The 15,221-nt window shown below is 41.9% G+C and carries 13 protein-coding genes and 1 pseudogene; 6 read left to right on the top strand and 8 right to left on the bottom strand.

The features are described 5' to 3' along the window. Window positions 1-16 precede the first annotated feature (16 nt). The 4 genes from ACX17N_RS04480 (at window position 17) to ACX17N_RS04465 (ending at window position 4,898) form a co-directional block, all read left to right on the top strand. Window positions 17-1,477 (top strand): TolC family protein, encoded by a 1,461-nt coding sequence (locus ACX17N_RS04480; RefSeq protein WP_458891610.1) that lies wholly within the window; start codon window positions 17-19, stop codon window positions 1,475-1,477. Between the two features lie 126 nt (window positions 1,478-1,603). After that, on the top strand, window positions 1,604-2,665 hold the full coding sequence (locus ACX17N_RS04475) for an HlyD family secretion protein (RefSeq protein WP_458891609.1): 1,062 nt from the start codon (window positions 1,604-1,606) through the stop codon (window positions 2,663-2,665). Continuing rightward, entirely contained in the window at window positions 2,665-3,795 is a 1,131-nt protein-coding gene (locus ACX17N_RS04470) for an ABC transporter permease (RefSeq protein ID WP_458891361.1), read from the top strand. The genes ACX17N_RS04475 and ACX17N_RS04470 overlap by 1 nt, the downstream gene beginning before the upstream one ends. Beyond that, window positions 3,792-4,898, top strand: coding sequence for an ABC transporter permease (locus tag ACX17N_RS04465; RefSeq protein WP_458891360.1), 1,107 nt, complete (start codon window positions 3,792-3,794; stop codon window positions 4,896-4,898). The genes ACX17N_RS04470 and ACX17N_RS04465 overlap by 4 nt, the downstream gene beginning before the upstream one ends. Window positions 4,899-4,977: 79 nt before the next feature. On the opposite strand, the gene ACX17N_RS04460 is transcribed toward ACX17N_RS04465, so the two are convergent. The 5 genes from ACX17N_RS04460 to ACX17N_RS04440 all read right to left on the bottom strand — a co-directional run bounded on the left by ACX17N_RS04460 (window position 4,978) and on the right by ACX17N_RS04440 (window position 11,848). Continuing rightward, the gene (locus ACX17N_RS04460) at window positions 4,978-5,415 is read right to left on the bottom strand and encodes a DUF3887 domain-containing protein (RefSeq protein ID WP_458891359.1); all 438 of its coding nucleotides are present in this window, start codon (window positions 5,413-5,415) and stop codon (window positions 4,978-4,980) included. Window positions 5,416-5,613: 198 nt separating this feature from the next. Continuing rightward, window positions 5,614-8,589 (bottom strand): DNA gyrase subunit A, encoded by a 2,976-nt coding sequence (gene gyrA, locus ACX17N_RS04455; RefSeq protein WP_458891358.1) that lies wholly within the window; start codon window positions 8,587-8,589, stop codon window positions 5,614-5,616. A gap of 453 nt (window positions 8,590-9,042) precedes the next feature. After that, window positions 9,043-9,978: an FAD-binding protein gene (locus ACX17N_RS04450; protein WP_458891357.1), complete on the bottom strand. Its 936-nt coding sequence runs from the start codon at window positions 9,976-9,978 to the stop codon at window positions 9,043-9,045. 17 nt (window positions 9,979-9,995) lie between these two features. Beyond that, complete coding sequence (locus ACX17N_RS04445) at window positions 9,996-10,748, bottom strand: electron transfer flavoprotein subunit beta/FixA family protein (RefSeq protein ID WP_458891356.1); 753 nt, start codon at window positions 10,746-10,748, stop codon at window positions 9,996-9,998. Window positions 10,749-11,242: 494 nt separating this feature from the next. After that, window positions 11,243-11,848, bottom strand: coding sequence for a LysE family translocator (locus tag ACX17N_RS04440; RefSeq protein WP_458891355.1), 606 nt, complete (start codon window positions 11,846-11,848; stop codon window positions 11,243-11,245). A gap of 116 nt (window positions 11,849-11,964) precedes the next feature. On the opposite strand from ACX17N_RS04440, the gene ACX17N_RS04435 reads away from it, so the two are divergent. Together ACX17N_RS04435 and ACX17N_RS04430 are read left to right on the top strand one after the other, a co-directional pair. Next, window positions 11,965-12,459, top strand: coding sequence for an Lrp/AsnC family transcriptional regulator (locus ACX17N_RS04435; protein ID WP_458891354.1), 495 nt, complete (start codon window positions 11,965-11,967; stop codon window positions 12,457-12,459). A gap of 14 nt (window positions 12,460-12,473) precedes the next feature. Beyond that, window positions 12,474-13,012: pseudogene (locus ACX17N_RS04430) on the top strand (GNAT family N-acetyltransferase). On the opposite strand, the gene ACX17N_RS04425 reads toward ACX17N_RS04430, so the two are convergent. The 3 genes from ACX17N_RS04425 to ACX17N_RS04415 form a co-directional block, all read right to left on the bottom strand. Next, window positions 12,992-13,360, bottom strand: a complete 369-nt coding sequence (locus ACX17N_RS04425; protein WP_458891353.1) for a hypothetical protein — start codon at window positions 13,358-13,360, stop codon at window positions 12,992-12,994. The pseudogene ACX17N_RS04430 and the gene ACX17N_RS04425 overlap by 21 nt on opposite strands. Before the next feature lie 207 nt (window positions 13,361-13,567). Beyond that, window positions 13,568-14,494 carry a site-specific tyrosine recombinase/integron integrase gene (gene xerA, locus ACX17N_RS04420; protein WP_458891352.1) on the bottom strand — a complete coding sequence of 309 codons (927 nt, stop codon included), beginning with the start codon at window positions 14,492-14,494 and terminating at the stop codon, window positions 13,568-13,570. A 19-nt stretch (window positions 14,495-14,513) separates the two neighbouring features. Next, complete coding sequence (locus tag ACX17N_RS04415; protein WP_458891608.1) at window positions 14,514-15,119, bottom strand: alpha/beta fold hydrolase; 606 nt, start codon at window positions 15,117-15,119, stop codon at window positions 14,514-14,516. Window positions 15,120-15,221: the final 102 nt, after the last annotated feature.

Here is a 15,221-nt window from a genome sequence, read left to right as displayed (position 1 = left end):
AAAATTAACGCTTACCATGAAACCTGTTTTCCCGAGTTTTATCTGCCTGTGTACAGGTTTGTTATACCTGACTCCAAGTTATGCCCAACCACTCAGCTATACTGAAGCGGAACAGAGCATGCTGACGCAGTCCTATAACACACAAGCGGCTCAAGCCTTACAACAATCGGCACAATTGCAAGCTGAAGCAGTGAAAGGACTCGGCCTGCCACGTCTGGATTTGAATGTTCGTGCTTATGCCTTTCATAATGAAGTGGATGTGCCCCTAAATTCATTCAAAAACAATCTCGATCACACCCTGACTCAAGGGGTAAATAATCAAATTGATCAATGGCAAAATAATAGTGGAATCCCCAGTGGTGTTACGGACACATTAAAAGACGGGGTCGGTAGTGCCATAGATCGCGGGATTAGTTTAATTCCCAATGAAGCCACTATAAATTTAGATGATCAGGTGGTCCGTCCCACTGTATCCGTATTTATGCCGCTTTATACGGGTGGACTAACCTCAAGTGCCAAACAGATGGCAAAAATTCAGTCCGAACGGAGTGTCATCAATAATCAACAGCAACAAGACCTTCAGCGCTTCGAAATTATTCAGGCCTATTTTAATACCCAGCTACAACAGCAATTATTCAATGCAAGCCGTTTAAATTTTAAGGCGATGCAAACCCATTATCAAAATGCCCTGAAACTGGAACAACAAGGCTTCATCAGCAAAGGGCAACGCATGCAATTTGAAGTGGCAAAAAACAATGCTGATCGACTCATGCAAAATGCACAAGCCAATTTACGTACCAGCCTATTTCAGCTTAATAATTTATTACAACGTAGCCAAGTTACGGAACTTACGACCCCGCTGTTTGTGAATACAGTCAAAAATTATTCGATTGATCAATGGTTAGCAAGCTATCCCAAACAATCGTCACTGCTACAAAAACTACAAAAGGATACTGAGCTTGCAGGCGTCAAAGTCCAAGCGGAATCCGCAGCGAAAAAACCGACCCTGTTTGCCTTTGGTGAATATAGTTTAGATGAACATCAGAATTGGATTGTCGGGGTTGCGGCTCAATACAATTTATTTTCAGGAATTGATAAACAAAAAAATGTGCAAGCAGCTGAATTACAACGCTATGCCCTTGAGCTAAGCACTGCGCGGACCAAACAAGAAATCGAAAATATGATTTATCAATCATATAGTGAACTGGAATCTGCCCAGCACAGTCATCAACTCCTGCAACAGAATATGTTGGCTGCACAAGAAAATTTACGTATACAAATGCTGTCATTTAAAGAGGACATGGGCACTGCCACACAGGTGATTGATGCGCAAAATATGATTAGCGCATTAAAATCGGAAATGGCGTTGAATGCTTTCAAATATGTGATGTCATTGGCCACATTATTACAAAGCCACGGCTCAATTGCTGAGTTCCAAAGCTATGTCCATCAAAACAATACTCAATTTATTCGTTAACTTTAATGGGGAACCTACATGAATCAAGATCAATCAACACCTGATCAAGAAAGCAATGCCTCCTCATTAGAGCTGCCAACGCCACCACAGTCTGAACACGCTGAGCAGAGTAATCCCTCAGAAAATATGATGGAGCAACAACAGAGCAATACTGAAACACATGCCTCATCCACACCAAAGCCAGAACCTGCTCAAAACTCAAAATCGGCAAAAATTAAAATCGCGCTGAGTGTGGCAATCATCTTATTACTGGGTTTAATTGCCTTTGGCTTATGGCAAAGCTATCAACCGAAAATGGTTGAAATTCAGGGTCGTGTTGAAGCCGAAACACTACATATCAGTACCAAAATTCCGAGCCGCATTGAAGAAATTTACGTTCATGATGGGCAAAAAGTCGAGAAAAATCAGCCCTTAGTGCGTTTGTACAGTCCCGAAATTGATACGAAAAAACAACAGACACTGGCCAGCCTACAATCGGCTTTGGCCTTACAAGCCACAGCAGATCGTGGTTCACAACAGGAAAATATTGATACCCTGTATGCAAATTGGCAAGCCATGAAAGCCCAACAAAATTTAGCTGAAACAACGTATCAACGGGGTGCCAAACTGTATCAAGAAGGTGTCATCTCTCGCCAACGTCGTGACGAAATGCAGGCAGCAGCACAGTCAGCCAGTCAGCTGACTGAAGCAGCGTACCAGCAATATGCCCGTGCCAAACGTGGCAGTACCAGTGAACAAAAAACGACGGCTGATGCTCAAGTTGAAATTGCCAAAGCGGCAGTCGCAGAAGCCAACGCGCTGGAAGCAGAAACCCAATTATTTTCTCCAGTGAAAGGTACGGTTTCTAAAACCTACGGCAAAGTGTCTGAACTGGTCGCGATGGGTGTACCGGTCATGAGTATCATTCTGGATGATGAAAAATGGGTGAGTTTGAATGTTCGGGAAGATCAGTATGCCCAAGTCTATCAAGCCAAGACATTAGACGGTTACATTCCTGCTTTAAATAAAACTGCGCAGTTTAAAATCGAGAGTATTGATGCTGAAGGTGAATTTGCCACAATCAAAACCACCCGACAAACGAGTGGCTATGATATTCGGAGTTTCAAATTACACTTAACGCCGATCAGCCCGATTGCCGATCTTAGAGTCGGAATGAGTGTGATCTTTAAAGTCAAAGAGCAATCCTGATGTGGTCAGGTTTTTGGCGTGAACTGCGCTATTTAGCGACCCATAAGTGGGACTTGTGTTTAGTTACACTCGCCCCGCTGTTGGTGATTGTGTTATTTAGCTGCATGTTTGCGCAAGGCAAGCCTGAACATTTACCGATTGCCATTATTGATCAAGATCAAAGCAGTCTGAGTCGAAATATTGAAAAATATTTAACACACAATCAAAGCTTGTCCATTTATAGCATAAGCTCAGATACGCATCAGGTTGAGCAACTGCTCAATGAAACTAAAATTTGGGGTTATGTCCTGATTCCAGAAGGTGCTGAACAACGCCTAGTGAATGCCAAAGATGCCGAAATCGCGATTGCCTTCAATCAAAGTTATTTCAGTGTCGGCAATGCTATTTCATCAGCCATGCTCAGTAGTACTCTACAAGGCATGGCTAATTATATGGGGCAACATTATTTAGCCAATAGTCTCCCCTATATAGAACTTCCAACGCCGAATGTAAAAATTTCTCCGCTGTATAATCCTAGTTTAAGCTACGAATTCTATTTAGAACCGTTTGTCCTTCCTGCGGTTTTACATTTATTGCTTTGCTGTTGTGTTGCCTTTGCAATTGGACAAGAATTTCAATTTCAACCATCACGGCTCTGGTTAGATGTGCCTAATCTATGGACCGCTTTACTGAGTAAATTATTGACCTATGTCTTAATCTTTAGTTTCTGGACCTGGCTATGGATGTTCTGGTTAATCGAAATTCGTGGCTGGTTTATTGCAGGCAATTTAGCCCTATTGCTCCTTGCTCAGTTTCTCTTTTATTTTGCCTATGCCTGTATCAGCGCCACCGTGGTGCTTGCTACCAATAATCTATCAAAAACCTTTGGTTTTATTGCGGTTTATGGGGGATCATCCTTAAGCTTTGCTGGTGTAACACTACCATTAAACAATGCCCCTGTTTTTACCCAGTTTTGGGCCAATATTATTCCCTATACCCCTTATGCAAAATTACAAACAGAACAATGGGTGATTGGTAGTCCAGTACAACTTTCGCTATGGCCCTGTTTGATTTTGGCATTTTACTGCCTGTTTTATTATGCAGCCTCCCTCTTTTTACTCAAAAAGCGTCGTATTGAGGTGCAGGTATGAAGCACAGATTTAAACTATTTTTATCCTATTATCTGAAGACCTTTCGGGATATTGCCAAAAATAGTTCAATTTTAACTACGATGATTCTTTCGGTCTTTTTTTATAGCTTTTTTTATCCCACGGCGTATAAAGCACAACATGCCGAAGCTTTACCGATTGTCATTGTAGATGAAGAGCAAAGTGTACTGACTGCAAATATTATTAATGCGGCCAGTCATAGCCCCAATATTCAGGTACGTGCAGTAACAGGCAATTTTGCTGAAGCTGAAGCCATGATCAAACAGCAACACGCAGATGGTATTTTATTATTGCCTGACAATCTCTCCAATAGCCTACACCGCGGTGAAGTGGGCGGTGTAGGCTTATACCTGAGTGCCGCCTATTTTTTAAGAACCAAACAGATTGGCTTAGGACTCGCCACAGCAATTGAAAATACACTGGCTGAACACACGGAAAAGTTTGGGCAGATTTCGCATTTTCCCCCTGCCCTTTCGATTCACCAAATACCTTTGTTCAATACTCTGTCGGGTTATGGCAGTTACATTTTCCCAGCGATTGCACCATTAATCATTCATCAGACCATTGTTTTAGGTGTATGCATGTTGGTAGCGGGATATCGCAATAACGGTTGGAAAACTAAAAGCGTAGAGTTTTGGGGCTTATTTGCAGCCATCTTGACCATTGGCTGCCTCGGTTGTTTCTATTTATTTGGTTTTACCTTCTGGCTGTATGATTACCCTCGCGGTGGCAATTTCTTCGGCATGTTGCTTGCCGTACCCATCTACATGAGCTGTGTGATCGGGTTCAGCCTATTACTGGCCTCCTTTCTGGATATTCCTGAACGTGCTGGGCATGTGATTGTCTTTACCTCAATTCCTTTATTTTTGCTCTCAGGAGCAGCATGGCCACATGCAGCCATGCCGGAATGGATGAAACTGTTGGGTTTAAGCTTGCCTTCAACCCAAGCCATTCAAATGTTTATTCAACTCAATCAAATGGGAGTCCCAACGTCAATGGTGATCCCTAAACTGATTTATTTAGCCACATTTGCGGCAATTTGCTTACTCTTGAGCTATTGGCGGTTAAGCCGTAGCAAATGCTAAGCAAATCATGCGCCAGATCAACCAGCTAAGTCTATGGATCTATTAAAAGTACATACTTAGCAGCACAAAAATAAGCTGTTTAGTTGGTCGAAGCCCCAAAGACCTTCACATCAAATGCACGAATTTTAGTACTTCCGCCCGCTTGATCGAACCCGACATCATATTGCACTAGGTTTTTATTGCCATAAGCATACTCATAACTGACTTTATATAAACTGGGTTTATCTGTTTCCGTTTCAATTTTTTTGGAAACGATTTTTTGATTGGTTATGGCCTGCTGAGGAATCGTTTTGGCAAATTTACGCATATCATTTTCATGCTGCATAAAATCGGCTTTTAATTCAGGTTCAAAATAGCGATAAAGTTGGTCAAAATCAGCCTGCTTAAAAGCCTCGTAAGCTTGTTGTGCTGCTTTTTCTTGTTCAGGACTCGGATTCGGTATGGCATCTTGATTTTGTCCAAGTTCACATCCTGCCAGTGCCAACATGACGCTAAAACAGAGAAGCTTTGCTTTCATTTTCAACCTATGGGTTCAATTCACTGCGGCTAGTATATAAAAAGCAAAGTTCATACAGTTGTATAATTTTTATATCAAACTTGCTTTTGCTCATGAATTTCTCAATGACTCCATCATCATAAGCTCACAACATGAAGCTCTATTAGAATCTATGCACAAAAAAAGGACGCCGTAGCGTCCTTTTCTGAGAGATCAAACTTAGTCTTCTTCAGATTCATTCAAATCTGATTCATCCTGAGCTTCATCAAAAAGCGTTACATCATCCACTAAAGTTTCATTAGCAACTAACGATTCAACAGCTTCAATATCATCTTCTTCTACAGCATCAATTGCTTCAACACCCACCAATGTTTCATCCTCTCCTAAACGGATAAGACGAACACCTTGTGCATTACGACCTGTTTGTGCAACTTCAGAAGCGCGGGTACGGACTAGCGTACCACCATCCGAAATCAGCATCAGTTCTTTGGTTTCATCAATTGCCACTGCACCAACCAATTCACCATTACGTTCTGAGGTCTTAATGGCAATTACGCCTTTACCACCACGTTTCTTGGTTGGGAAGTCATCGACAGGTGTACGTTTGCCATAACCATTGGCTGAAGCACATAGCACTTCCCCTGTTTCAGGCACAACCACTAAAGAAACAATACGGCTAATAAAGCTGGCATCTATTGCATCATCTTCATCCGAATCCACTTCTTCAGCTTCTTCAGCCTGCGTTGAGCCTATCGTCACACGCATACCGCGCACGCCTTTGGCTGAACGCCCCATGGCACGAACATCCGTCTCAGCAAAACGAATGGCTTTACCTTCATTTGAGAACAACATAATTTGCTGTTCGCCATCGGTAATCGCCACACCAATCAAGGTATCTTCTTCGTTCAATTCAATTGCACGTAAGCCGTTTGAACGAACATTACTGAATTGTTCCAGCTCTACACGTTTGACTGTACCTGAAGCCGTTGCCATAAAGACAAAGAAGTTTTTACGCAGGTTTTCGACCAATTCCGCAAATTCGGCAACGATTTCATCATCTAAATCTGTTGCAGAAAGCTCTACGCCCAACTCTTTTAACTGCTTACGCAAGCCATCCGACAATTCATCAGCATCAGCGGCAAGCTCATCAAATGAGGCTTTTAAGGCTTCATAATGTGCTTCAATAACACTGTTTTCACGTAGTTTCACCACGTTGGCACGGACATAGGCTTTAAAGTCCGCTAAACGGTCTTTAAATTTCTTCGGTGCATCAATCACCGGTAAAATAGCGGTAATGGTTTCATCAGCTTCTAATGGTAACAAGTTCACCATTGGACGGCCTTTTGCCCCACGTGACGCCTGTGGAACTTCAAATACTTTCAAGCGATACACTTTACCGACATTGGTAAAGCACAACACTGTTGCATGGTTCGAAGTCACAATCAGATGTTGAATGTAATCATCTTCTTTCATCGAAGTTGCAGATTTACCACGTCCGCCGCGACGTTGTGCCGCATAGTCAGACAACGGCTGCGTTTTTGCATAACCAGTTTGTGAAACGGTTAATACCACTTGCTCTTCAGGAATCAAGTCTTCACGACAGAAGTCAACGCGTGATTCCACGATTTCAGTACGACGTGCATCGCCATATTGTTGCAGAATTAACGCCAATTCTTCTTTAATGACTGTCATCAGCAAGTTAAAGTCATTCAGAATGGCTGTATATTCAGCAATTTGTCCCAGAATCTCTGTGTATTCGGCATGCAGTTTGTCTTGCTCAAGACCCGTTAAACGATGTAAACGTAGCTCTAGAATCGCCCCCACCTGAGTTGGCGACAAACGATACACTTGACCATCTAAACCAAATGGACGATTTAGATCTTCACCTTCAATTTCGTCTGGACGGATAGAAATTGAACCTGCTTTTTCGAGCAAGGCCACCACACTACCCGCTGCCCACTCACCCGCTTGTAAACGCTCACGCGCTTCTGCAGGATTGGCAGAAGTTTTAATGGTTTCAATAATTTGATCGATATTGGCTAGCGCAACCGTCAAACCTTCTAAGATATGGCCACGTTCGCGTGCTTTACGCAATTCAAACATGGTACGGCGTGTCACCACTTCTTGGCGATGACGGATAAATGCCGCAATGATATCTTTAAGATTCATTAACTTTGGTTGCCCATTGTCTAGGCAGACCATGTTAATGCTGAAGGAATTTTCAAGTTGGGTATGCAAGAACAAGTTGTTCACCACAACTTCAGCATTTTCACCACGTTTTAAATCAATGGCGATACGCATCCCTTCTTTATCTGATTCGTCACGAAGCTCAGAGATACCTTCCAGTTTTTTCTCTTTCACCAATTCAGCAATACGCTCAATGGTTCTCGCCTTGTTCACCTGATAAGGAATTTCAGTAAAGACAATCGTGATGCGACCGGTTTTCTCATCTTCTTCAAAATGATACTTACCACGAATATGCAAACGCCCCTTACCAGTACGGTAAGCATCAACAATGCCTGATTTACCGTAGATAATGCCGCCTGTAGGGAAGTCTGGACCCGAAATATGCTGCATCAAACCTTCAATGCTAATATTGGGGTCATCAGCATACGCCAGACAAGCATTCACGACTTCGGTCATGTTATGTGGCGCCATATTGGTCGCCATACCTACCGCAATACCGGTTGCACCATTAATCAGCAAATTCGGGATGCGGGTTGGCATTACTTGAGGAATGCGCTCAGAACCGTCGTAGTTATCTTCCCAGTCAACGGTATCTTTTTCTAAATCCGCCAAAATCTCATGGGTCAATTTTTGCATACGTACTTCGGTATAACGCATCGCAGCAGCGCTATCGCCATCTACAGAACCGAAGTTACCTTGACCATCAACCAACATGTAACGCAAACTAAAGTCTTGCGCCATACGAACAATAGTTTCATAAACAGCAGAGTCACCATGTGGGTGATATTTACCGATTACGTCACCTACAACACGGGCAGACTTTTTGTACGCTTTGTTGTAGTCATTACCCAATTCGTGCATTGCATAAAGCACACGACGATGAACAGGTTTTAGACCATCTCGTACATCAGGTAAAGCGCGCGATACAATCACGCTCATTGCATAGTCCAAATACGAGTGCTTGAGTTCATCCTCAATGGCAATCGGTCTAATTTCCGATACGCTCATGCATACTCCTTGTTATACAAGCAGATGTTCTGCCCGCATTTATATATCTTAAATCTTGCAAAAATTTAACTCAGGAAATTGAGCTAAAAAACTAAAATACAGCCGTAAATTTTAGCATATTTTATCACTTTTAGGTGGTGAATTAGATGAGTTAATTTCGTTAGTTTTCCTTTATTTATCGTATTTTTTTTAAACAATAAGTGGCGTTAATTTAAGTGGAAAATTAAGCTAAAGTTTCATGCGGTGTGCCGCGTTGTGTAAAAAGATTTAAATGCTTGTTTTATATAAGTTATAAGAAGGAAAAATGAAGATTTCATGTTTGAAGCGGCTTGATTTATCACAGGTCGTAACTTTCAAGCTGGCAAAAAGCAGCACGAATACCATCACTACTGAGGCATCAATATAAAAAAACGCCCTGTAAAGGGCGTTTTTTAAACTACAGCAGTTCAGTTATTAGATTTTAGATACTAATTCTGGCACTACAGTGTTTAAGTCACCCACTAACCAGTAGTCAGCAACCGCGTTAATTGGCGCTTCTTCATCTTTGTTGATCGCAACGATCACTTTAGAGTCTTTCATACCCGCCAAGTGCTGAATCGCACCAGAGATACCGACAGCGATATACAAGTCAGGAGCAACGATTTTACCTGTTTGACCCACTTGCATGTCGTTAGGAACGAAGCCAGCGTCTACCGCAGCACGTGAAGCACCTTGAGCAGCACCAAGCTTGTCTGCTAATGGGTCAAGTACTTTGTGGTAGTTCTCGCCAGAACCCACACCACGACCACCAGAAACTACAATACGCGCAGCTGTTAATTCTGGACGTTCAGATTTTACGATCTCTTCAGCAACAAACTTAGAGATACCCGCATCTTTAACTTCACTTACAGCTTCAACCGCTGCAGCACCACCTTCAGCAGCAACAGCATCAAACGCTGTACCACGGATCGTACCAACAATGATCGCTTCGTCAGATTGAACAGTCGCAATCGCGTTACCCGCATAGATTGGACGCTTGAATGTATTTGCAGATTCAACAGCAATAATGTCTGTGATCATGCTGACGTCAAGAAGTGCAGCTACGCGTGGAAGAATGTTCTTGCCGGTGGTGGTAGAAGCCGCCAATACGTGTTTGAAACCACCTTTAGCAATGTCAGCCACTAAAGCAGCAACATTTTCAGCCAATTGGTTTGCATAAACAGCGTTGTCAGCAAGTAATACTTTGCTTACGCCTGCAACTTTTGCAGCAGCATCCGCAACAGCTTGTGCACCAGCACCAGCTACCAATACAGTGATATCACCACCAATTTTTTGTGCAGCAGCAACAACGTTTAAAGTTGCACCGTTAAGTGTCTTGTTGTCGTGCTCAGCGATAACTAAAATACTCATGATTTTATCCTTCTGTATTAGATCACTTTCGCTTCATTTTTCAATTTTTCAACAAGCTCATCTACAGATTTCACTTGTACGCCAGCTTTACGGTCAGCAGGTGGTTCAACTTTAACTGTTTTAAGTTTAGTTGTCGTTGTAACACCAAAATCAGCTGGAGACTTAGTATCAAGCGGTTTTTTACGCGCTTTCATGATGTTTGGAAGAGCAGCATAACGTGGCTCGTTCAAACGTAAGTCCGTAGTGATGATTGCTGGAAGTGATAATTCAACAGTTTGTAAACCGCCATCAACTTCACGAGTTACTTGTACTTTGTCGCCATCAACTTTAACTTCTGATGCGAACGTACCTTGACCTGCACCTAAAAGTGCGCCAAGCATTTGACCAACTTGGTTAGAGTCGTCATCAATCGCTTGTTTACCCAGAAGAATTAATTGTGGTTGTTCAGCTTCAACAACACCTTTCAGGATTTTAGCAACTTCTAGAGCACCAAGTTGGCTGTCATCAGCTTCAACTAGGATACCGCGGTCAGCGCCAAGTGCCATTGCAGAACGAATTTGTTCTTGAGCTTCTTTAGGACCAATAGAAACAACAACGATTTCTGAAACAGTTCCTTTTTCTTTTAAGCGAACCGCTTCTTCCACTGCGATTTCACAGAATGGGTTAATTGACATCTTAACGTTAGTAAGGTCTACCCCACTATTGTCCGGTTTAACGCGAACTTTAACGTTGGCATCAACCACACGTTTTACAGCAACAAGAGCCTTCATGTAATCCTCGGCTGTTTTAGCAAAAGTAAATGTTGAGAAAAGTTAAACTAACTCTTCACTTAAAATTTTTTAGGTGTCCTATCTTGCAATGCGTATGGCATTTCGGTCAAGTCACAATTGCCGAATCAAGAGTAAAAATGCGTAAAAATGGCTGAACGCAGCGTTCAAAGTTTTATTTGCATCCAATTTCATTTTAAAACCCAGCTGGGTTCGTACTATTTTTATGCATTGATTTTTATTATTTTTTTACTTTATTTAGCTCATAATTATTTCTGATCAATTCTGAAAATTCTTAAGTTGATTGGCGCTATATACGACATTCTCATGGGAGTTAAAACTGTATTGATCTTGTCATTTTTGACAGCAAAGTGATGTTTGAAAGATCCAGTTCAAATTTTTAAGCTTGCTGTTCAACAGCATGAATATCCGATCGGCATGACGCTAAGATTTTCTGCAAAACAAGCATGCTATGAATCACAGCATGCTTGTTCGACTTAATGCGCAATTAACCATGTTGCAGCCAGCATCAATAAACCGCCTGAACCTGCATCGACCCATTTTTGTTTTTTGGCATCTAATTGAGCATTTGCCGTAATTTTAGCAATCACAAAACTTAAAGCGGTATACACCACAAGGCATAAGCCTATGAAAATAAAAGATAAGATTAATCCTTGTGTCACGGTATTTTCTGCATTGCGCATAAACTGCGGCAAAATGGCAAAATAAATCAGCATGCCTTTCGGGTTCAGCAACGAAGTTAAAAATCCTTTAGCAATCGGACTCCCTGCTTGTGCTTTAGGCACATGCAAGGCTTTGCTGTTAAAGACTGCGCGAAACAAACTAAAAGCAAGATATAAAAGATAGGCAATCCCTAACCAGCGAATTGTTTCAAATAGCATCGGAAAAGAAACCAGAATTGCTGCAATCCCCAAGGCAACTAAGACCGAATGCACCATATATCCCATACACACGCCCCAAGTCGCCATAATGCCGGCCTTTAATCCTTTCGCCATGACTTGCGAAAAAATAAACAGCATGTCAGGTCCTGGGGTACACACTAGTGGTAAAACGGTCAACGCAAAGAGTAAATATACAGACATATCCTTTTCCCTTTCCCAGATAGACTGAAAGTGAAAATTAGTATCTGCGAATTTATATAAAATAGGATTGCAAATATTCTATAATTAGATTTATTTTTCGAATTTAATTCTACTTTATGAAACCATCTTCCAAGAATATTTTAATCAAGCTAGATCGCATTGATAAAAGTATCATTCAAGCATTGCAACAAAATGGTCGGATTCAAAATAATGATTTAGCTAAAGAAGTCGGACTTTCCCCATCTTCTTGTTTACGTCGAGTCAAACTGTTAGAAGAAGCAGGAGTGATCCAGAACTACACCACGGTAGTTGATCCACAAAAAATTGGTTTTCAACTGATTTTATTTTCACGCATTTGGCTGGTCGGTCAGGATGCTGAAACCATTGACTGTTTTATTGAAGCCATGAAGGAACTGCCTCAGGTCATGGAATGCTATATTATTTTAGGTGAATGTGATGCCATGCTGAAAGTGGTGGTGCCAGACCTAGAAAGCTATCGCAAATTTCAGTCGACTCATTTAACCAAGAAAAATGGCATTACCAGCGTTAAGACCGATTTACCAAGCCAAATTATTAAACAAAGCTTTCAGTTGCCTTTAGAAGATTTATAAGGGACTTGATGCAGATGCAACTTGAAAGTAGCCGCTTGATTTTACGGCCTTGGCAAGAATCGGATCGTTTGCCCTTTTATCAGCTCAATGCCGATCCAGCCGTGATGCGTTATTTCCCCAAATGTTTATCTCGGGCTGAAAGTGATCAACTCATTGATAAGTTACAAGCTTTAATTACAGCACAAGGCTGGGGTTTTTGGGCGGTAGAATTGAAATCGGCATGACAGGATTGCATTATCAGCCCGATCAATTTTGCTTTTCCCCGTGTACTGAAATGGGTTGGCGTTTCGCTCAAGAGTATTGGGGCTATGGCTATGCCACTGAAGCAGCACAACTTACACTGAATTTTGCATTTCAAACACTGCATCTTCATGAAGTTGTGGCTTTCACTGCATCAATAAACCATCCCTCTCAAGCTGTAATACAGCGTCTAGGTATGCAGTATCAACAGGAATTCTTACATCCTGCCCTGCCAGCAGACAGTAGCTTGCAAAAACATGTCCTTTATTCCATTCGGCGCAGTAGATTGCGCTCAAACATGGGCATGACCTAAAAAATCTCGATGAACATGACTGAGTTCAATCAACTCATAATTGGACAAAGTAAAAATTTCCCAGACCGATTGAAAATTTTGTGTCGTATCCATAATCGGTAGATGGCTGGCAGAAACATCCCATGTCGTGCCATTCCAGACATAGCACTTTTGCGTGTCTTGTTGCGTGGCTTGAACCATACCTGAGGTATTAATACCATCAATCACTGAGTTTTCAGGCAACAGCGGTTGAACTTCTGGTAAGCAATATTCAATAAAATGCTTAATTTGACGCAAACCATAGCCTGCAAAAATCTCCTTTTGCACTTCGTTCAGCTGCTCATATTTTTCTTGTATGTTGGCAATCATGGTCTGCAATCCTCTACCCTTTAAAATTAAACCAAGCCGTGTGCATCAATTTCTGTTATCACACGACACTTATACGTTATCTTCTGGTTTTTTATTATTCTACAATAGTACAAAAACCTCCCATGCGGCTCTAACTTGTATTTAGCAAGTTTTGTACCAAAGCCCTTGCAACATTGGAGAGGTTTTTTTCGATAGCATAGCTGCAAATTATGTCTGATTTTTGAATTGCGCTCGAGGATGAGCCTGATCATATACGTTAGCTAAACGGTCAAAATCGACATGAGTATAAATTTGCGTGGTACTTAAATTACTATGTCCCAACATTTCCTGTACTGCCCGCAAATCTCCACTATTCGACAACATATGACTGGCAAAACAGTGTCGCAACAAGTGTGGATGTAAATCGACATTTACGCCTGCCCGTTGAGCCTGAAATTTGACCCGATTTTCAATTTGTCGTGCACCTAGCGGATTACCTTTACGGGTAATAAACACCTGTGCATCCGGTACAAAATCACCCTGCCATTGGGGATACAAGGCCAACCAGTCCATGAGTGCTGTTTTCGCTTTAGAGCCAAACGGAACCACACGAGTTTTATTGCCTTTACCCGTAATGCGTAATAATTGACGATTAAAATCAATATCTTTAATTTTTATACTTTGAATCTCTGCCAAGCGTAAACCACTGGAATAAAGCAGCTCTAAAATGGCTCGATCACGTCGCCATAATTCCTTATCGGATTCCTTTTCAGGTTCAGCCTGATCTAAAATCTGTTGAATCGTTTCAATATCAATCATTCCGGGGAGTGGGCGTGGCTGACGTTTTAGCTGAAAATCATCGGAAGGGTTCATGGTCAGATATTGCCCTTCCTGCGCCCATTTCATAAATTGGCGTATAGCCGACAGCAGTCGTTGCAAGCTACTAGAACTCAACTGCTGATGCTCAACTTTCACCGCCAAATATTCGCGTAAATCTGCGGTTTCTACATCTTGCAGCATTAATTTCTTTTGCGCACAAAATTGTAAAAAGTCCCCCACATCTCGCTCATAAGCCAATAAGGTCAATTGAGATTGATTTTGGATTTCGCGCGCTTTCAACCACATGGCTAAAAGCTGCTGAGCGTCCTCAACCATGGCACTGCTCCTTATGATCTTAAGTCAAATTGAATAAGTAAGGCTTTAAATGTTCAGCAACCACGGCCGCATACTGTGCGGCAAAGGCATGATCACCCCCGTCAATAATATGCAGTTCTGCTTGCGGTAATTTTTGCTGCAAGGCTTGACCGACTGCCACGGAACTAATCAGGTCTTGATTGCCCCATAGCAACAGCGTGGGCAACTTAATTTTTTCAAATTGCGGAGATAAATCAATTTGGGTCGTGACAAACCAGTCTGGATAATTGACATACTGATGCTGATAGTCAGTTCGCCAGTCTTGCAACTGAAAACGTGATAAATCGATTCCGCCTGAGGTTGCCATGAGTACCAAGCCTTTAACCAAATCTGGACGGGCTAACGCGGCCTGTACGGCAAAAATCCCTCCCATGGATTGGGCAATCAAAATACATTCATCCTGAATCTGATTCAGAACAAAATCGGACAAACTGGCAAAGTCAAAAACCGACTGCTGGCTTGGCTCTTCAGCAAAACCCGGATACGCAATCACCTGTTTCGGATGCTGATTTTCAAGAGCTTGAATTAATGGCGTCCAAAAAGTTGTACTTCCAGATGCGCCGGGGAGAAAAATTAATTTTGGCATGCACTTATAGTCAAGAATAGATTGATCTTTTAACTCAGCATAGCCGATTTTCATCCATAAAAAAGCACCATCTTATTGATAGTGCTTTTTTCTTTCAAAATA

The sequence above is a fragment of the Acinetobacter sp. GXMZU3951 genome (assembly GCF_054457875.1).
This window is presented reverse-complemented; position numbering and strand designations above follow the sequence as displayed.

Coding starts and splice junctions, on each gene's coding strand:
- ACX17N_RS04415 (WP_458891608.1), bottom strand. CDS start 15,119: ATGCCAAAATTAATTTTTCTCCCCGGCGCATCTGGAAGTACAACTTTT.
- ACX17N_RS04475 (WP_458891609.1), top strand. CDS start 1,604: ATGATGGAGCAACAACAGAGCAATACTGAAACACATGCCTCATCCACA.
- ACX17N_RS04440 (WP_458891355.1), bottom strand. CDS start 11,848: ATGTCTGTATATTTACTCTTTGCGTTGACCGTTTTACCACTAGTGTGT.
- ACX17N_RS04460 (WP_458891359.1), bottom strand. CDS start 5,415: ATGAAAGCAAAGCTTCTCTGTTTTAGCGTCATGTTGGCACTGGCAGGA.
- ACX17N_RS04470 (WP_458891361.1), top strand. CDS start 2,665: ATGTGGTCAGGTTTTTGGCGTGAACTGCGCTATTTAGCGACCCATAAG.
- ACX17N_RS04445 (WP_458891356.1), bottom strand. CDS start 10,748: ATGAAGGCTCTTGTTGCTGTAAAACGTGTGGTTGATGCCAACGTTAAA.
- ACX17N_RS04425 (WP_458891353.1), bottom strand. CDS start 13,360: ATGATTGCCAACATACAAGAAAAATATGAGCAGCTGAACGAAGTGCAA.
- ACX17N_RS04480 (WP_458891610.1), top strand. CDS start 17: ATGAAACCTGTTTTCCCGAGTTTTATCTGCCTGTGTACAGGTTTGTTA.
- ACX17N_RS04435 (WP_458891354.1), top strand. CDS start 11,965: ATGAAACCATCTTCCAAGAATATTTTAATCAAGCTAGATCGCATTGAT.
- ACX17N_RS04450 (WP_458891357.1), bottom strand. CDS start 9,978: ATGAGTATTTTAGTTATCGCTGAGCACGACAACAAGACACTTAACGGT.
- xerA (WP_458891352.1), bottom strand. CDS start 14,494: ATGGTTGAGGACGCTCAGCAGCTTTTAGCCATGTGGTTGAAAGCGCGC.
- gyrA (WP_458891358.1), bottom strand. CDS start 8,589: ATGAGCGTATCGGAAATTAGACCGATTGCCATTGAGGATGAACTCAAG.
- ACX17N_RS04465 (WP_458891360.1), top strand. CDS start 3,792: ATGAAGCACAGATTTAAACTATTTTTATCCTATTATCTGAAGACCTTT.